At 37.5% G+C, this 18,002-nt stretch carries 18 protein-coding genes and 2 pseudogenes; 1 reads left to right on the top strand and 19 read right to left on the bottom strand.

Going from position 1 to position 18,002, the window contains the following annotated elements; translation table 11 throughout:
* Positions 1–306: 306 nt before the first annotated feature.
* The 5 genes from ASG93_RS35525 to ASG93_RS28220 all read right to left on the bottom strand — a co-directional run bounded on the left by ASG93_RS35525 (position 307) and on the right by ASG93_RS28220 (position 3,750).
* Complete coding sequence (locus ASG93_RS35525) at positions 307–498, bottom strand: hypothetical protein (protein WP_056837503.1); 192 nt, start codon at positions 496–498, stop codon at positions 307–309.
* Between the two features lie 232 nt (positions 499–730).
* Positions 731–1,096 (bottom strand): GNAT family N-acetyltransferase, encoded by a 366-nt coding sequence (locus ASG93_RS28235; RefSeq protein ID WP_235551002.1) that lies wholly within the window; start codon positions 1,094–1,096, stop codon positions 731–733.
* 229 nt (positions 1,097–1,325) lie between these two features.
* Positions 1,326–1,781: a hypothetical protein gene (locus ASG93_RS28230; RefSeq protein WP_056837501.1), complete on the bottom strand. Its 456-nt coding sequence runs from the start codon at positions 1,779–1,781 to the stop codon at positions 1,326–1,328.
* 170 nt (positions 1,782–1,951) lie between these two features.
* Positions 1,952–2,497, bottom strand: a complete 546-nt coding sequence (locus ASG93_RS28225; protein ID WP_056837500.1) for a GrpB family protein — start codon at positions 2,495–2,497, stop codon at positions 1,952–1,954.
* 236 nt (positions 2,498–2,733) lie between these two features.
* Entirely contained in the window at positions 2,734–3,750 is a 1,017-nt protein-coding gene (locus ASG93_RS28220) for a hypothetical protein (RefSeq protein ID WP_056837498.1), read from the bottom strand.
* 732 nt (positions 3,751–4,482) lie between these two features.
* Here ASG93_RS28220 and ASG93_RS28215 point away from each other — a divergent pair.
* Positions 4,483–5,028 (top strand): S-layer homology domain-containing protein, encoded by a 546-nt coding sequence (locus ASG93_RS28215; protein ID WP_056837496.1) that lies wholly within the window; start codon positions 4,483–4,485, stop codon positions 5,026–5,028.
* Between the two features lie 95 nt (positions 5,029–5,123).
* Here ASG93_RS28215 and ASG93_RS37335 read toward each other — a convergent pair.
* From ASG93_RS37335 to ASG93_RS28145, 14 genes and pseudogenes are all read right to left on the bottom strand, one after another.
* A pseudogene (locus tag ASG93_RS37335) lies at positions 5,124–5,312 on the bottom strand (group II intron reverse transcriptase/maturase); the annotation flags it as partial.
* 144 nt (positions 5,313–5,456) lie between these two features.
* Positions 5,457–5,768, bottom strand: a complete 312-nt coding sequence (locus ASG93_RS28210) for a hypothetical protein (RefSeq protein WP_056837494.1) — start codon at positions 5,766–5,768, stop codon at positions 5,457–5,459.
* A gap of 429 nt (positions 5,769–6,197) precedes the next feature.
* Positions 6,198–6,407 carry an alpha/beta-type small acid-soluble spore protein gene (locus ASG93_RS28205; RefSeq protein ID WP_056837493.1) on the bottom strand — a complete coding sequence of 70 codons (210 nt, stop codon included), beginning with the start codon at positions 6,405–6,407 and terminating at the stop codon, positions 6,198–6,200.
* Positions 6,408–6,590: 183 nt separating this feature from the next.
* On the bottom strand, positions 6,591–7,148 hold the full coding sequence (locus tag ASG93_RS28200; protein ID WP_056837491.1) for a shikimate kinase: 558 nt from the start codon (positions 7,146–7,148) through the stop codon (positions 6,591–6,593).
* Between the two features lie 185 nt (positions 7,149–7,333).
* Positions 7,334–7,987 carry a pentapeptide repeat-containing protein gene (locus ASG93_RS28195; RefSeq protein ID WP_056837489.1) on the bottom strand — a complete coding sequence of 218 codons (654 nt, stop codon included), beginning with the start codon at positions 7,985–7,987 and terminating at the stop codon, positions 7,334–7,336.
* A gap of 466 nt (positions 7,988–8,453) precedes the next feature.
* Positions 8,454–8,878 (bottom strand): annotated as a pseudogene (locus ASG93_RS28185) (N-acetyltransferase family protein).
* A gap of 137 nt (positions 8,879–9,015) precedes the next feature.
* Positions 9,016–9,564 carry a hypothetical protein gene (locus ASG93_RS28180; protein WP_056837484.1) on the bottom strand — a complete coding sequence of 183 codons (549 nt, stop codon included), beginning with the start codon at positions 9,562–9,564 and terminating at the stop codon, positions 9,016–9,018.
* 234 nt (positions 9,565–9,798) lie between these two features.
* Entirely contained in the window at positions 9,799–10,395 is a 597-nt protein-coding gene (locus ASG93_RS28175) for a hypothetical protein (protein WP_056837483.1), read from the bottom strand.
* Between the two features lie 165 nt (positions 10,396–10,560).
* Positions 10,561–11,259, bottom strand: coding sequence for a class I SAM-dependent methyltransferase (locus ASG93_RS28170; protein WP_056837480.1), 699 nt, complete (start codon positions 11,257–11,259; stop codon positions 10,561–10,563).
* A 186-nt stretch (positions 11,260–11,445) separates the two neighbouring features.
* The gene (locus ASG93_RS28165) at positions 11,446–11,883 is read right to left on the bottom strand and encodes a GyrI-like domain-containing protein (protein WP_056837478.1); all 438 of its coding nucleotides are present in this window, start codon (positions 11,881–11,883) and stop codon (positions 11,446–11,448) included.
* A 217-nt stretch (positions 11,884–12,100) separates the two neighbouring features.
* The gene (locus ASG93_RS28160; protein ID WP_056837718.1) at positions 12,101–12,619 is read right to left on the bottom strand and encodes a GNAT family N-acetyltransferase; all 519 of its coding nucleotides are present in this window, start codon (positions 12,617–12,619) and stop codon (positions 12,101–12,103) included.
* 286 nt (positions 12,620–12,905) lie between these two features.
* Positions 12,906–13,577, bottom strand: coding sequence for an orotate phosphoribosyltransferase (gene pyrE / locus ASG93_RS28155; protein WP_056837476.1), 672 nt, complete (start codon positions 13,575–13,577; stop codon positions 12,906–12,908).
* Between the two features lie 137 nt (positions 13,578–13,714).
* Positions 13,715–14,050: a cupin domain-containing protein gene (locus tag ASG93_RS28150; protein ID WP_056837475.1), complete on the bottom strand. Its 336-nt coding sequence runs from the start codon at positions 14,048–14,050 to the stop codon at positions 13,715–13,717.
* Positions 14,051–14,792: 742 nt separating this feature from the next.
* Positions 14,793–17,666: a hypothetical protein gene (locus ASG93_RS28145; RefSeq protein ID WP_056837473.1), complete on the bottom strand. Its 2,874-nt coding sequence runs from the start codon at positions 17,664–17,666 to the stop codon at positions 14,793–14,795.
* Between the last annotated feature and the right edge of the window lie 336 nt (positions 17,667–18,002).

Here is an 18,002-nt window from a genome sequence, read left to right as displayed (position 1 = left end):
CTGCGATAGACATCAGTTAGCGAGATACCTGGAAGTTACAGTTTTCCATGTGGTTCTCTAAAACAATGGGTCCTAGTGTATTTTCTTTTGAATTAGATAGACGAACTTGTACAGAAGCATTTTCTAAGTATGGACCAGAAATTTCATCCAACCTTCCAGCCCATGTTGGATCTTTTTGATAATCATATATGGGGTATAATGTGAATCTCCAACTGATAACACCAGGTACTTGAGCAAAGCCTTCATAACGGTCATAGCTCCCCATAGAAGAGGGATCTGGCAAGTATTGAGCATGAATGCTTAAGCTTATTTTTCCAGAGCTAAACAACCTTTTGATGGGATAAGAAGAGCCACGCCTTTTGCATTAATAGAAGGAACATTATCTTTAGCATTTAAAATAAGGCTGCAAGCATTTGTTCCTTCAAGTGGCTGTGCGTGGGATATAGCCATACTCGAAAAAGTTGTCATCAGACATAACAAAATCAGAATTTTTTTCATTTTACCAATACCTTTTTTTGTATATTATCCCTCCGTTCAGCAAAGGTATCCAAATTCAAAACGTGCCGAAGCAGCATTACTACAGTTAGCTGAATAAAGGCAGCCGATCCAAAAGTGATCGACTGCCTTCTGCCCGCTGTTGAGATATCGTACTCGTTAGTTTAACGGGCAATGGCAGCCGATCCTGTACCGGCGCCGTGTCATGTCGTGATTTGAACTATCGTTCTTACTGTTAAAGTCTCTTAATCAAATGAATATCGTAGGGCTCTTTTTCGAATAGTTCCTGATCTACTTCTGACGTAATTGTCGACCCACAGCTTGAATAAAAATTCACTGCGGATTCTGTTTCTGTAGAGGAGATATATAAATACTTCGCACCTTTTTCAATTGCCGCTTTACTCAGCTGTTCGATTATTCGACTACCAATTCCTTGCCTTCGGTAATTTCGTGTAACATACAAAAGATCAATCTGAAGTTGGTCATGCTCTTTGCCTCTAAACTTATGAGCTAAGACTCCGAATCCAATCAACTTATCCCCAGCGTACGCTCCAAAAGCTGTACCACCGTTTTCGAGCTCATACTCATACCGTGATTTGATTTCATTATAATCGTCTTCTACATTTATAGATGATATTTATTGTTTCTGAACGATCGATATCTCGTATTTTAAAAGAATCTTCGAGTTTCATTTGAATGATTGAAACCATATTATACCTCCTACTTGAAACAAGTCTCCCAACTATCATTCGCCGTTATCTTAACGGTGCTACCATCGATAGCCGCATCAGCCTACATATTGAATACACCCCGAAGAAGAATTTCAAGGATTATTTCTTAATCTCAAAACTGGCTTTTATCTGTTCGACATCTTTTTCTAATAAGGCGTATTGTTCTTTATCCTTCTGATTGTTGGGATCATATTGCACATCCGTTGGAGTGTCAAATGCATAAACAGTATCACCTAGCTCACCAATTTTAGAAATGCGAATATTTTTAGCCAGTTCGATCCCTTTGGTTTCCCATTGATCTTTAGGCCAAATCTCAACTCTAAATAACTCGCCCTTTCCAACCTCTGTGATAAATCTGAAGGCTATAATCTCTTCATGCTTGAGTTCAACAACATTATAATTGTCACGCCATTTGGATGGTAACGTAAGGCCGAATTTATACTTCTCATTCTCAAAATTAATACTTTTTGTGGTCGCAGTAGTATCTTTTGAACAAGCCGTTAAAATCTGGACGGTGATTAACAGTAAGAATACGGCACGAACTAACTTTATCATGGATCATTCCTCCTTTACACTTAAAGACACTCTTTTACCATATTGTGTTCCCCTGTTTTTTTCACCAAATAAATTTATATAGATATGATTTTTCAAAACATTATCTCCTCCTTAAATATTACGCATCTCCATATGAAAGTACTCCAGTTAGCTCAATGAACCAGGTTAACTTATTTATCAGATGTGCCTGACTTCCAACCCACTTCTTGAGACCAGTTATGCGCTTTTTGTATGATATCCCAAACAATCGGACCTTTCCCTTCAACATATTTTGGGCGTTCATTTTTAAACAGTTCCATTAATCGATGTTTCTCCTCAGCATACCTTAAGCAATCTAGAGGGTGCTCACGCAAATAATCTCTAAAGAGCAAAGTCACTTGCTCAGAAAAACTACCGACTTGTCTAACATGAATATGAGTTCTTCGAGTGCCCGGTAATTCTCGAAAATATCTCTTAGTTTTGTCCGGATTTTCTTCGCGAAATACAAAACCAACGCTCTCAATTTTGGTCTTATAGGATGTTATGTCATCGTAATTTAGAACAGATATTTGGATATCAATGATTGGTTTTGCATCCAGACCTACGATCGATGTAGAACCAACATGATCAATACGAATGGCCAAATCTCCTAATGAATTTCTCAATTTTAAAGCAATATCATTGAACAGAACCTTCCAACCACTATCGTGTTTGGATATCCTCCATTGATCTTCCATTTAATCTAATCCCCTTCAATTTAGTTGTTTTTATTCACCCTAATTTTACCATAGCTAGATTTCCAATCTGATTCTGATATAAATAATTGCCTCCTTTAAACATAACTACCATTATTTTAATTAAAAAGCAGCCGATCGTTCTGGTCGGCTGCAGTCGTATCTTGATTCAGCTATCGTTTCCGATAGTTCAATGAATACCGTTTTTGCTGTCCGGTATAACCGACATCAATCTCATTTCAATTCTTTTGAAGCCCCATCCCAAACAATGACTTTTGAATCTCGTGATCCACTTTACTTTTCGAAGTTGCAAAGTATAAGGTAGTTAAAGAGTTTGGTAGTTTCTGCCTTATAAAGGAATCAAAATCAATCGAGGTTTTGTAGATACGCAGCAGCTGTAACGAAGGCAGTTGATCCAGACCGGTCAAGGAAGTTAAACCTTTGCAATTTAAGACCGAGATTTCCCCTAATTCCCTCTGAGGCTCATTGAAGTTGATCTGATTTAGCTGAATTTGATCTTCAAAGAGAAGTTTCCGAAGCTTCTGGAATTTCGTTATATTTTGAATGTTGCTAAACCCCCTGACTCTTACAATTTCTAAGGTCTCGATTTCATTTTCTTCAATCTCCTGGACGCTTTCTCTTCCCCCTAGAATGAACTTAAGAGTTTTCAACTTACTCAATTTGTTAATAAAATGAACGGGCGTTTTACTGATCGAATTTAAGGAGAGAAACTCGAGTTTGGCTAAATGTCCAATAGCGTCTAGGTTCTTGACCTTACCACCTGCGATCAAAGTATGCAAACGGCTATAGCCTTTTAGATGTGCCAAATTCACGGTCTTTTTCTCAGAAAAAATCGTAAGCATGCAAAGGTTTTGGAGAGGTTCGCCTCTCAGGATCTCTGTATCTTCCAACTCGTATATGTTCAAATTCAAATAGTACAAATTCTCAAGCCGGGTTAGTGCCTCGGTATTATGAGCATGGACTAGACAATCAACATACAAAGTTTTGACATTTGGAATCTGTAGAATAGTATTGCAATCAAATGATAAAGAGTAATGCCCATAAAAGCGTACACCCAAGTTCTCATCCCAATGGGCGCATAATTCGTCTAATTCGTGGAGTATTGAGCCGTAGAATGATGGATGAGAAAACTGCACGATGACATGTTTTCCTTGTCGTAATTCATTCTCGATCTGATCACGGTCGAGTGCCGACGGATCATTGATTCGAATCTGGGTATTCCAGTTGACGCCCAAAGCGGATTCCTCCCGGTTTATTGTATTTATATTAGTATTCCCAAATTAAAAGGAAAAGGCAGGAGTATATCCCTATGGCTGTAAGACTTTATGTTGAACTAATCTGCCCGATTGCGTGGAAACGGCAGCCGATTGTACTGACCAGCTGCCGTTGTGTCTAAATTCAGCTATCGTGTCCGTTAGCTCAACGCTCAAACGAACATACTTGTTGTTTCCCTTATACTGTAATCAGTTGGAGGCATTTCATTTTTCTCAATGAATGCTTTAAAAAGCACTAATGCATCTTCGTAATTAAGAATTTCATTAGACAGTATGTCAATTTCTCAGCGCTATATTTCAATTTATGCTCGGTTTCAGCCGGAATTAAAGCATTAAATCACTAATACGTGCAATGAATGAGGGCAGCCGCCACAGCGGAGAAAACATAGCCTTTTTTGCACTAAAAAAATCCGGACTTAAAAAGGTCCGTTTAATCCGACAATTATCCTCTTAATTTTTTAGTAAACCTTGGATACAAATGCAAAAAACCACTTAACCAACATTTACTTATACCAGGTAGATTTAAACCTGACTATATCGAAACAAATCTGGAATCATAACAAGAATCTTGATATCCAGTACCCATCCGAAGGAAACATCGTAAATATAGAAAAAGTCAAGAAGGATATTAAGCTTCTGAATTCTTTTGATAAATCCAGTCCCACTCGATTAATAGCAAAGACTGAGTTATTGATGCAAGCTGAACCTTTTGCCGATGTTCCAAGCTATGACTGGGCTTATGAGCCAGTGACAATGTTGCAGCAAATGGATATTATTAATGGTTATGAAAATAACGAGTTTAAACCAGAGCGAAATATTACCCGTGCGGAATTTATTACTATGACGGCGAATGCCTTGAGTTTGAAACCGGTATCGACCGATCTTTCCTTCTATGATAAGAACCAAATCCCTGATTGGGCCAGCCAATCCATGCAGACAGCTGTGCAGGCCGGTCTGATCGATGGTTATGAAGATGGCTCACTTCGTCCGAACCAGCCAATTTCTCGTACCGAGATCGTCACTATCTTGGTAAAAGGATTTCATCTTCCTGCTGCCACTAATTATTCCTTAAAATATACCGATCGGGATGCCATTCCTAATTGGGCGGTAAACTATGTGCGAACCGCTGCTACCGAAGGTTTGGTTGATGGGTATGAGGACGGAAGCTTTGCTCCCAACAACCCAGCGAAAAGATCGGAAGTGGCTTCGATCCTTTATAAAGCCATTATGATGGATTGATTTACGGGGATTAAGAGCGAGCAAAATCGAGTAGGAGGGGGCGGCTAGCCCCCGACCTCTCACACCACCGTACATACCGTTCGGTATACGGCGGTTCATGAAATATTCCGTAAAGAGTTGTATCTGTCCATCAGACTATTCAAGCCATTGGTCTCCCAATATTGGTTATCCAATGCTCGTTGTAAAATTGGGCTGCTTGCAATACGCCAATACCCTTTCCGGGTATTCCCCCATTCAAAGGCTTTATCTTTAGGAATTCCTAGGGATAACAACCTTTTTACTTTTAAAATCCGAAGTGATAGGAAGAATTGAGTATATTTAATCAACATCACTGGGTTATTGCCATTAATATCAAGAGAAGGCTGCCGACAGGAATGATCGGCAGCCTTCTGCGCTATATATCTACAAGCTCGATAAAATAATAGAATTTATTCGGGAATTACGTATTCCTGAACGCCGTTTGTTGTACTTCCTTTTTGGGCTGCTGTATCAAAATAACCACGGATAAAAATGTCTTGATATCCTTCTAAACCCCAAAGTGAAGGGTTTACAAATGCACCTTGCATCACATCTTTCCCTCCCTTGTTAACCCACATTTGTTCCTCACTTGTGATAGCACCTGCCCCATCAGGCTTGTTAGCAATATAACATTGATGGGCAAACGCTGATGAAGAGAAAGCCACAAATAACATAACAGATGCAAAGATGACACGAGTACTACTGGGTAATTTCTTAAACATTTAATTCTACCTCATATCATATCCAATTTATAACAACATGATTAGTGTAATAAAACTATATTAAAAATGGTGTAATATCTTGATGTCGAACTAAAAACTCATTATCAAGCTTCTAGTAGTATTGACGGATTGTACGACCCATTTACTTGCAACTTATACTCCTTTGGAGGTGTTGTTACTGATTGAAAAATATCCATTACTCAAAGAACTAGATAAGACAATGTTCATTTTCGAGAAAGAAAAAACGGACAAATCTGTATCTAAATTACTTTTTGAAACTGCTAAATATACTTCAGTTGAATTAATCAAAAGTGAATACCCAGCTCAAGAATAATGATTTAGATTTCAATAAACAAAAAAAGACTACATTCACCTTAAGGAGGAAAGGTGTTTGTAGTCTTTTTTTATGCTTGCTTCTACATCAAAGAATTAGCGATTGAAGCCTTGCAATTGCTGTTCAGCTATTTGTACTAATCTCTTTGTGATGTTGCCACCAATGGCACCTGCATCGCGTGTAGTGAGGTTTCCGTTATATGCATTTGGTTGAAATGGAATTGAAAGTTCTTGAGCAATTTCAACCTTCAACTGATTTAAAGCAGCTTTTGCTTGTGGAACTACTAATGTGTTGTTTCTAGCCATTTATGCCAACTCCTTCTCTAGGTGTTATATTATAATGTGGAGTGTAAGGAATTCTTATACATATTAATTTACATACGTCAAGGCATATAGTAAAAGAAACAGCGGCGGACTAGGACTTGGAAAAATAAAGTCTGCTGCCTCCGTTGCTGTTTATTGAACTAACGTTTCCGTTAGCGAAAAGATCTAAAGCTGAAATCGCTCTTTAATCAATAGTGCCGTCTCTTCCGCTGTTCGATTAGTTGATTGAATTCGAATGTAGTTTTCCCTTGTGATCTCACCAGGTAATGAGTTCAAACGGTGATTCTCCATCGTATGAATTAATTCCTTTTCTGATCGTTTAACATCCCGTTTCGTCGGCTTATGATGTAAACGATGAGGGGATTTATTTCGCGCAAGCCTTTCCTCAATGTCAGCTTCGAGTTCAACAAAACATACCTCATGGCCCTTAGATTCGAAAATGTTACAGATTTGATCGATAAACTCCCAGTCAGCAGGTAAATCAAATCCCCATACATATGTAAACATTAATCCGGAACTATTGCTTTTAGACATCTGCTCAAAGATTTCCTTGCGAAATAGATCGCTCAACCTCCACATCTCAGGTCCAAAGCCAAAGTAAGGATGTAACAGCTCGATCGTCTGGTGGTTGTGGAACAACTTCAAAGGCGTGATTTTCTCTATTTCATGCCCCACTGTCATCTTTCCTACAGCCTGGGGACCGAATATAAGTATAAACTTCATTTATTAAACCGCCCTTTCTTACTTAAATGAAGATATTCCCAGATTACACCATGTAGAAGGTATCGACAACAGCAAGTTTAGTTCGAGTTCAGTTAAAGGGACTGCCAGTTAGCGAAATAGGCCGCCGAGCGATTCACCGGCAGCCTAAATAGTACAATATTATGGAGCTGTCGTTTTTCGTTAGTTCAATGACCTGCAGCAATACGAAACCATTGCCACATTTCTTCTCCCTCTAGTTTCTGAGGTGCGCCTTCGGGACCTACATCAATCCAATCTGCTCGGATCGTATCAATCCCAGTTGCCTCTCGCAAATCTGCCTTAAATAGCAAGGCACCTGTGAAATATGCTTCTTTAAGATTTGCACCCTTAAGATTAGCGCCTCTAAGATTTGAATCATCAAAATACGCCATTACTAAGTATGCGTTAGATAAATCTGCTTTAACTAAGCTAGCATGATTAAATTCCGCCTTAAGTGCAGATACATTGGTTAAAATAGCATTATCTAACGAAGCACCACTCAGTTTTGCTTTGTTAAATTTTGCTCCCGATAGATCCGCCTCGTTAAATGAAGACGAAAACAATAAACAACCGTACAATTCAGCGTTTGTAAAGTCGGCATTGTTGAAATTTACCTCAACTAAATCGGCTCCACTTAAATGACGGTTTGATAAATCTATACCTGATAAATTAACTCCGACTATTTCAAGGTTACTCCCAATTGTACATTTACTATTTAGATAATCTTCATGCAATTTTACTTTGACTAAAAAATCCTCTCTAACATCCATATTCCGAACTATACCTCCTCCAAATATATTTTCAGCTACACCAACGTTCATCGTTTAAGCCACTTCAATGTCAACTGGTCCAACAGCAAGGATTATGTGTTATCCGAATAATCTTTCGCGGGAGTGAATTTTAGATGTATTAAAGCTTCTGTGATTGCCAACTCAATGTCTTCTGAGGCATAACCTAAGTTTATACATTGCTCACGAACGTGATTGATACTACATACCCTATCTACGAACAAGAACATAATCCGATTAAGTAACGGAGTTGAAGGATCTGGATTCCATCCCATTAACATTCTCCTCATTTTGATTCTGTTATCTTATAAATCCTTTTTTTTTAACGATATTTATTATATTCGGTACGTCTATATATTTTCCTTTTTTTGTAACTATCCTGCCCGATAGCTTAATGAGGCTGCCACTCGTTTTCGCGGCGGCTGCCTCAATTTGTAATTTCTTGAACTAACATTCCCCGTAGCTCAATCTCGTATTTTCAACGATTTATGAATAAAAGTCAAACTAATTTCGCCATGTAATACTCGTCAATATATTTACCGTTTAAAAAAAGTGAATCCCTCTTTGTTCCTTCAATTTCGAATCCCATTTTCTTATATAGAGCAATTGCCCTATCATTGTTCCAATTCCTTGTCCTGAATATTGTCTTAAAACGCCAACTGCGAGTGATACAGAATGCTTGCTCTTGTTCGCAAAACCTCCAATAACCACCATGTAACCGACCAATACACTTAAATCATTCTCCGCAACGAATATTGTAGAGTTTTCTTGTTTTTTCATAATTTCGATTCTATTAAGTTGTTGTTCGGGTGTAATTTTTCTTTCACCAGCCCCAAACAGCATAAATTCTGATTCTTTTTCAACCAGTTTAACTAGCGTTACAAAATCTGAAGCATCATCTAATGTTATCTCTCTAATGAACACCTAATTCAACTCCAATACAAAACTCAATCTATAAGTAAAGTATACCATACCACGCAAAACTGCCCGTCCTCCAATCAAACCCTCGATCGAAAACCAAAAAGGAGCAACTTTAAAGCAGCTCCTACGCTATCGTTAGTTTAATGACTTGCTCTCATATTAAATGGTATTTCATTTTTATAAGTTGTAAATTTCTCAATTAGTTCTATTTTTGCTTCTTCATTGGCAATTAGAATGTCGCCGTAAACAGGTACTAAGGTATTCCAATTTTCTTCCTTCAAATGTTTGGTTACAAATAAATATGATTGTCCTTCGTGAAGTAATTGGTCATTTTCAATTAGTATTAATTCATTTCTTTTGAATCCACCTTGTTGATTTACGATTACTGTTCCGTTAAATTTACCTTTTACATTATCAGACACTTCCACCTTAAACTGAGTTTCAGGAGTGCCATCCAATGATTTAGTTCCATCCTGTTTTAATACTTTCCCGACAAATACATTATCTGCCCACCCGACAAGCCTACGTGTATCGGTTACATCAAAAGCGTTGCTGGATGCGATTGTTCTTATAACAGGATTTTCTGGAGGATTGTTTATAAAGTAGTTTGGTGCAACAATTGCTAAAGCAATAGAGGCAATTATTATACTGCCTATAACAAAAGACCACCTACGTTTTGAATATCCCACCTATACTCCCCCCCTCAGAACCACAGATAAATATTTCACTGCTCTTATATTACCATAATTAGGAATCGCACGTTACTTCAATAGGAAACCCAGTTTAGCTTAGATGAGTTTCCGTACTATACTGCCCGTTACTTCAATAGACAAAGGCAGCCGATCGTGTGCCGGCTGCCTTCATATCGTAATTGAACTATCGTTCGCCGTTAGTTTCATGAATCGCTTCACACGAGGGGTCTTTTACAAATCCTTTGAATTCTGATATACATAAACAACGTATTTTTCTCCCAGTTGTACAAGAAGCAATTCAGATTGCATTTGACCTTGAATCGTAAATATCTTTGTCCCAACTTGGAGTTTAGTTGCCATGTAATCTTCAAAAATATTTCCATCTTTGTACTCTTTTCTTATCTCGCCTAACTCATGATTTATTTTCAAATCCATTTGTTTATATTGCTCCTGATCTTCGACACGTTTATAAAAACGTGCACCATAGACACATAGAATGTCCGCGTCTTTGTTCTGTTTAAATATCTTCTCTGATGTGGAGGTTCTCTCCATTTGACTAATCTTATTTGCCCCTTCAATTTTTGGGTCTTTAAAGTATCCAATTATTATTAATAACAAAATGCATGAGACGATAACAACAGGTCCCGCCACGATAAATATTATTTTTTTCACTGATTCACCCCCTACATTATCTGACGTACTTGCCATGTATTTGTTTCGTTCATATTTAACATTCCTACCGCCCCTTACTATAATAAACAAAAGAGGAGCTGCCTGAAGCACCCCCTCAACTATAGTACCCGTTAGTTTAATGACCTGACCTGTCATCCATGGTACGGTTCACCGTAATGTATCTAAGCACAAGGTACAATTTGACCATAGGATATACATCAGTATTTAAAGAAAAAACCACTCCTACTAATTGGAGTGGTTTTTTCTTTAAATACTGTAAAATAGGGTACTCAAAAAGTACACTACAACTTATAGACACTATTAAACTTTCTTAATTCTTAACATACTGTTAGCACCCTTTTGAAACTCATAACCAACTTTGATTTCTTCTGTAATGTAACCTTGACTTTGTATAAAATCAACAAACTTATCCAAATGTTCATATCTATTGCAGGATAGGTCAATTAAAGGGAATATGCGTATTTCTTCCTTTGTAACACGCATTAACTCCTGTATAGATTGCAAGTGGAAGTCATAATCCAACCTATCAGCGTACATGAATAAGAAATGTGCAGATAGAGTTAAATCAAATTCCTTATCTTCAAATGGCAATGCAGGTAAAACAGCAGGTACATAACGATTAGGGGATTTTGTCATATCATTTGCACAATCAATTAGTGCTTGTATTCTATGGTTTCTTAAACCTTCTACAGACTTGAAATAATCCCATTTGTAATTCTTCTGTGCCTTTTCCATATTAAGCATAGCATGTTCAATATCTTCAAACCCTTTTTCAGCAAGCTGTTCAAAAGGATGATAATAAGCAATATCAGTCGCAGTAACATCTGCACCTTGTTGGTTTGCAATTGCAGTGAAAGAACATGCACCTGCAGGGCAATCAAGGACTTTTCGCCCTTTCAATTCCTCTTTAGATAGGTTGAACATTAACATGTATTCTTCAAATGTTCTTCCAATAAAAACAATACGACTTAAATCTAATTTAACTTCTGCTCTACTCATCTCATCTCACCTTTCCTTTTCTCAACTGTTCTCATCTCATATGACTGGATTGCTTAGGAGGAATTATACCAACAACTGTTATAATGCACAATCAATTTTTTATAGAATCCATGTCATGTGAAAGTCTACAAGCCGTCAGTATGGATTTTAGTGGGTCTGATGAGGTGGAGGGAGTGGGGAGATGGTTTACACCTTTTTCGTGTTTGTCGGTTTTAGATAAGCCGTTAGCACTTCCATAGACCGACTATGAGTGAAATTTGAAATCATCTGCTGGAAAGTTTCATTATACGTGTCTTGCGTACATTTAACCACGACATATTTAAATGCAGGAATGACCCACTTTTCCCATCCACTCGGTGTGATTGCATCGTCAACAACTTCACATCCTGCTAAATATTTTCCTTCAACCTTCCATCTTTCAAAGTTATCATCAACATCACTCATAGCACCCCAAATTCCAACAATGTTGCCTTCAGCATCCAACTTAGCGAGGTTGCTTATCTCAATAAAGTTACTATTTGCTTCTTGCCATAATGGCGGTATCCACTTTGGACCTTCATTAGAAAGCCCTTTTCCCGTTTTACCAATAACCGAAAATTTCTGTTTTTCAACGATTTCAACCACGTTTTTCTCCTCCTGTAACGCAGATAATTTCCAAAAACACAAACGCACGTTCCTGTTATATTTTACCATTGTAATGAGTATAAAAACAAGAATTTTTGAAGATTCCTGCCCGTTACTTCAATGAGCATCAAAAAAGGAGCTGTCCTCGCGGCAGCTCCCCCACTGTACCCGTTAGCTTAATGGACTGTCAGCCCTGTAAAGCCTTTACATCTAAACTTCATAACTCAATCCAAAATCTTTTTACAACGTTTCCATCTTCCTCAGTAAAACTTGCGTCAGGCACTCCACCATTTCTTAAAATGGTCCTTTCTGAAGCAATGTTACCTTCATCGCATACAACAAGTGCCTTTTTTATACCCAATTCTCTCAGCTTTCCCAAGGATAGTGCCAATAATTTTGTGGCGTACCCTTTTTGCCTTTCTGACGGACGTATTCCATAACCAATATGACCACCACTATTCATTAATTTATCTGTTAATCCATACCTTATATTAACTACACCAATTACCTTTTTATCTCCAGTTACTAACCAATAAGTAGAATCGGGTACCCTATCTCCAACGAGATTCACACCATTTTCTCTATCAAGAAGCTTTTGCACCATTTCCTCAAAATCTGTAGGGTCTCTTTTAATTACATACGGAATCATGTTTTCTCCGCTAACCTTCCATTCTTGATAAAATGATAGGTATTCATCCCTTAACTCCACAGTTGGTTTCAATAAGAATACATTAATCCCCATAGTTTCACTCCCGTATAATGAAAATAAGATATAACTATACCCCTATGTAATTTTCTATATAGTACCATAATTTGGGATGGTAGCGGTTTTATAGTTTGCTCAAAGTCAGTCAATCGTAGTTCCCACAGAACCCCCTCAACAAACTGCTTAATGTCTTCACTTCCACGCTAAACTGGCCCGTTACTTTAACGCACAACGGCAGCTGATCGTGTGACCGGCTGCCGTCATATCGTGATCGATCAATAGTTCCTCGTTATTGCAATTAAACCCAGTATCTAAGCTATCTAACTCCATAAAGGTTGAGATGGTCTTCTATTGTATTTTTCATGAGCCCATCAATTACAATCTTTCCATCAATTTCGCGATTATGTAGATAATTTAGGATATCCTCTATGGTTACGATGGCATTTGTTTGAATACCATAATCATCATTTAATTCCTGAATCGTCGTTTTATTGCTCAGTCCTCTCTCTAATCTGTCGACTGAAACGATTAAATTTGTAATCTTTACATCCGCGGTGTTATTTAGTAAATTTATACTTTCTCTTACAGCTGTGCCCGCGGTTATCACATCTTCAATGATTGCAATGCAATCGTTATTTTGAGGTATATACCCAATGATTTGTCCTCCTTCACCATGATCTTTCTTCTCTTTTCGATTAAAAGTTATCGAGATGTCTCTATTGTATTTATTATATAGAGCAGTAGAGGCAGCTACCGCCAAAGGAATACCCTTGTAGGCAGGACCGAAGAGAACATTTACTGATTCATCCAATTTTGAGTGTATACAATCAGCATAGTATTCGCCTAAAATTGCGATTTGCTTCGCGGTTTGAAAGTTCCCTGTGTTTATCATGTATGGTGTCTTTCTACCGCTCTTAGCTACAAAGTCACCGAATATGAGAACATTTGATTTAACCATAAATTCAATAAAATCCCCCTTATTGCTCATTTCAACACACCCCCTAAAATGTTAATACTTCTCTCATATGTTAACACATTTTGGAACTATCCTGCCCTTACTTGAACAGGCTGCCTAACGGCAGCCTGAATTATTGTGCTATAGTTACAGTTAGCTTAAAGTAGTACCTATTTATTTGAGTGTTCTGCTGGTGAAAAAAAGACCAGGGTAGTTAGGTCTTCCGTTACATCATAGAATCTATGTTCTTTGTTAGCTTCTACGAATAGGATGTCCCCTTTACTAATATCAGCAATTGTGTCTCCATTTTGAAACAAAGCTTTACCTTCAATTATCAAATAAATCTCATCTTCTGTATGTGGCTTTTGTTTATCCTGCTCGCCTTTATTTAGTTTATAGAGCCCTACACTCATTGATGGTACCTTAAGAAATTCATAATATGAAGTTCTTTCTAATTCTTTTAACTGGTTTAGATGATTATATAAGTCAACTAATTTAAAATTCAAAGTATATTCCCCCAATCGTTTCATATAGTTTCAATAATTCTCTAATTAATGATGCAATAAATAGAACACAAAATGGAAGATGCAAATTAGGTATTAATTGATCTATGCTGCCCGTTAGCTGAATGAAGGCTGCCGATCTTGCTATCGGCAGCCTTCACTGATGTCTATTGAGCTCTCGTACCCGTTAATAACTTTATAAGGATGATTCCTAGTTGGCACACTATTGAAAACACTTCTCAACTACGGGAAGCCATGTTCTTGTCCTGATTCAGGAAACCATATATGTTCTTGTCACCCGACAAAAAAATGGCTTTGTCGAACGTCAGAAACTTCTTCCGATAAATGTCAAGAGTCTGTACCGATACACACATCCGAATCTCCCCTTTTTTGACCAATGGATAATTCACCAACTGTACTAACGTTACCCTGAATCTCATTTGAATTATCGGTACTGGTTCGGATCATATGGTTTAAAAATCGGTTCTTGATTTTTAAAGTACCATTCTACCACTCTATCTGTTAAATCATCATAAACGTCATCCTCTAAATAGGGATCATCTTACTTTTATTGATGCATAATTTGATGTCATCTCAATACAATGTCATTTATCGGCTGCACTTGCTAAAATGCAGAAAGTCCTGTACTGACAAGGTTTTGTCAATACAGGACTTCAATTTCTGTGCCATTTTAAGTTATATATTTTGTGCCAATATTGAAACCTATTGAACCCTAACGACCGCTTTATTCGTTCACTTCATATCTGGTTCCATCTATCCTAAGTTCCGCGAAAGATGAGATACCAGGATATGAAGGATCCGTAGGAATACCAGGATAATCCACTTGGAATTTTAAATATCTGAATGATTCGTTAACTAAAGAATCCTTTACTCGGAGGGTCTCCATTGCTTCTGTCTTTGTCGTAAAAGTCTCCGTTAGTATAATCCAATTCACTCCATCGTTGGATCCATATACATTCATTCCTTCAGAGCGGTTAGGGAAACCTCTTCTAGCTTGGAAAGAAAATGCTTTCGCTGAGATTTTATACTCTGGTCCAAAATCAAAAATACTTGGTGCTCTCAAATCACCGCTGAATGTTGCCGTATCGTTATCTACCAGCCATTTAATATTATCCTTATTCATGGTTGTTGCAGACGGAATAATAGAGTCATAGGCATAATAATTAAAGGTTCCATCTTCCAATTTCGGATTCAGCAGTTCCAACGCATTTATGCTTGTCACCATTTCATTTAAAGTTGTTAAGAATATGCTATCTTCTGTACTTCCCTTAAGCAATGTTTCAACTTCTTCTTTGTGTTTCGAAAATTCCAGAAAACTTTTTTGTGTATAGACTTGATTCTGATTATAAGTTGATAAAACAGCTTCATATGCTTCATGGTGATTATTGGAAACAACAAATTTTAATTGAGCTGTATTAACAACCACGCCATTATCAGCGACTACCGTAACTAAAATGGGTTCGTCTGTCTTTTTATCAGGTGTCCATTTAATCGTTCCATCGCTGTCAATCGTCATTCCTTTTGGAGCGTTCACAAAACTAAATGTTACGTTATCGGCATTATCCAACTCCATTTTCTGTTCAAATGGAACTTTTTTGAGAAGATATTGCACCTGACTCAGATTCCCTTTAAAGGTTGGTACATTCGTTTTCAATCCACCATTTGCATTTATGTATTGCAAACGATCGAAGTCTACTTGAACATCAGTATCAGAAATTACCGAATAAAAATCTAAGTTTGCCAATTGTCTAGCAGTCCTAGAAATTTGTTTTTTCCCATTTGTGTTATATACGATATTTTTCCACTCCCCCTGTGTATTGGGGATAGTTACTTCCTGATAGGCTTCTCCATAATAATTATTGCTGCTAATCAATAACTTGGCATTACCATTCGAGCGAATCCGCAAGGAATTGAATTCACTTTCAGGTTTATTGATCTTTATTAATGAAGGCAAAGCAATCTGATTTCCTCCACGTATTGTTTTTATATCTTTCGGATATTGAGAGTCATAATCCGTTTCTTTAATCTGTTCTTGATTTATTGAAGATTTTACACGAATATAAGTTGTTTCTTCTTCCTTTTTAACTGAAGCTAAGGATTTATCTAAAATAGCCCCTCTTTCAACAAATGAAACAGAACTATCTTGAGCCTGCGCCGGAATAGCGATCTCCTTGTCTAAATTACGTTCGCTTGGAATGGATAACCAATACTCGCACCCTATTTCCGTCATTTTATTATCACTAAAACTTCCCCAAAAATTAGTTAAATTCGATCCATTATAAAAACTAGGAGAAGTTAAATGGTTAGCCATAAATGATAGTTGAGGAGCCCTTTTTTCTAACTCTTCTTTTGTCATTCCCTCCATATATCTGTAAGCATCGTAAAGCTCGCTCATATTAAAATATAAGCCTGTACGACCGCGATATGCTTCTGAAACTTGTCCGCCAAAATCCTGATATCCCAGCTCGGTCCAGGGGATTGTATACCCTCCCATATATCTATAAAGCTTCTCAGCTCCTTCTAAAATACGCTGATTGAGAAAAGTGTATGGGGTCTGGGCATATACTGCTGTTGATACGGTTCCAATTATAGGATCTATCTTTGTTTTTTGTTGGGTCAGAATACGTGCTATCCCAGTAAGATCGATAACGTCTCCAGAACCATGAGCTTGGTCACGACCCATTTCCAAATGCTGTATATATGATACGCCAGTAGGGTTTCTTGGATCGTTTGCCTCAATTAAATGGAATTGATTTTTCAAGGCGCCGTTGATATCCGGTTTTTCAGTAGTGGAATTGACCATGGCCCATTCGACCGCTTCTTCATATCGGGCCTTATCATCTTTAAAAATATATCCTGCCATAGCTCCAATCACCGGATAAAGGTGCTGATTCATATACCTGTAATTGGAATACAAGAAGGTGCTGATTACGGGATCTATAAGATTTTTAGTAAGTTTATTTGTATCTTCTTCTGTCCATGTCAAGTTATAGTTCATAATTCCGTTTTGTCCATCATTGTACACCGCATCCACTACAGTGGTGTATCGCAATAGCTCCGCAGCACTGACCATATAGTAAAATGGTGTCCCTACATGAATATGAGAATCAGCAAAATACTGAAATTCATTAGGGTTCATATTTTCCCATATCCTGACAAGCCTAATGGCATTATACCGATATTGGCTGTTACCAGTTAAATAATAAAGCACTGCCTGTGTATATGCCCTAAAGCCATCACTGCTTAAATTTACATTCGCAGCTGACTTCTTAAATGTCGAATCTTTTGGTGTATCGATCGTTCCGGCTTTTAAGTTTGCTGATTCGAACTTTAAAGAAGCATACTTGGTTTGTTTCATTGCATTATAATAGCTTATCCAGGGGTTGTTCCCTTTCATCAATTCTTGTCTTGTATTCTCTAACTTTTCTGGATCGACACTGATTCCCGGATGAACAAATCCATCTTTTTCCACAATAATAAGTTTTACAACTTCACTCACATCGGAACCATTCTGTTCAGCTTTTACTACATTACCAAATTGCAAGCTCCCCATCACTACAAATAGGGATAATAATAATGGTATTAACTTTCTGGTCATAAGTTCCTACCTCCTTATATTTATACTCCTTGGTATTCCCCTACTCTTGCGGTTATTGTTACACATCCATCACCCCCCAAAAATGAATTTCCCTCTAAAAACCCATCCCATCCTGGACGTTCTGCATCATCGTTTCCTGGAAAATAAATCTTCTTAATTTTCAGATTCATTGAAATTATTAGTGTCCTTAGGAAAACAGCGAAGCGAGTTTAAGCGATGATATTTGTAACCGCTTCCTTTCAAAGGGAAAACGCCTTGCATAACTATTGAATTAATGATAACGCGAATTTGTTTTTTCTCTGGTACTTCAAACGGCATCTTCATTTTATAGATCCA

Origin of the sequence: Paenibacillus sp. Soil787 (genome assembly GCF_001429545.1) — a bacterium.
In the GTDB taxonomy this organism is placed as follows: Bacteria; Bacillota; Bacilli; order Paenibacillales; family NBRC-103111; genus Paenibacillus_E.
This window is presented reverse-complemented; position numbering and strand designations above follow the sequence as displayed.

What these genes read in the sequence shown, in the direction of transcription:
- ASG93_RS28225 (WP_056837500.1), bottom strand. Translation starts at nt 2,497, where the DNA reads ATGGAAGATCAATGGAGGATATCCAAACACGATAGTGGTTGGAAGGTT.
- ASG93_RS28170 (WP_056837480.1), bottom strand. Translation starts at nt 11,259, where the DNA reads ATGAGTAGAGCAGAAGTTAAATTAGATTTAAGTCGTATTGTTTTTATT.
- ASG93_RS35525 (WP_056837503.1), bottom strand. Translation starts at nt 498, where the DNA reads ATGAAAAAAATTCTGATTTTGTTATGTCTGATGACAACTTTTTCGAGT.
- ASG93_RS28145 (WP_056837473.1), bottom strand. Translation starts at nt 17,666, where the DNA reads ATGACCAGAAAGTTAATACCATTATTATTATCCCTATTTGTAGTGATG.
- ASG93_RS28215 (WP_056837496.1), top strand. Translation starts at nt 4,483, where the DNA reads ATGCAAGCTGAACCTTTTGCCGATGTTCCAAGCTATGACTGGGCTTAT.
- ASG93_RS28175 (WP_056837483.1), bottom strand. Translation starts at nt 10,395, where the DNA reads ATGACAGGTCAGGTCATTAAACTAACGGGTACTATAGTTGAGGGGGTG.
- ASG93_RS28230 (WP_056837501.1), bottom strand. Translation starts at nt 1,781, where the DNA reads ATGATAAAGTTAGTTCGTGCCGTATTCTTACTGTTAATCACCGTCCAG.
- ASG93_RS28195 (WP_056837489.1), bottom strand. Translation starts at nt 7,987, where the DNA reads ATGAACGTTGGTGTAGCTGAAAATATATTTGGAGGAGGTATAGTTCGG.
- ASG93_RS28210 (WP_056837494.1), bottom strand. Translation starts at nt 5,768, where the DNA reads ATGTTTAAGAAATTACCCAGTAGTACTCGTGTCATCTTTGCATCTGTT.
- pyrE (WP_056837476.1), bottom strand. Translation starts at nt 13,577, where the DNA reads ATGAGCAATAAGGGGGATTTTATTGAATTTATGGTTAAATCAAATGTT.
- ASG93_RS28200 (WP_056837491.1), bottom strand. Translation starts at nt 7,148, where the DNA reads ATGAAGTTTATACTTATATTCGGTCCCCAGGCTGTAGGAAAGATGACA.
- ASG93_RS28205 (WP_056837493.1), bottom strand. Translation starts at nt 6,407, where the DNA reads ATGGCTAGAAACAACACATTAGTAGTTCCACAAGCAAAAGCTGCTTTA.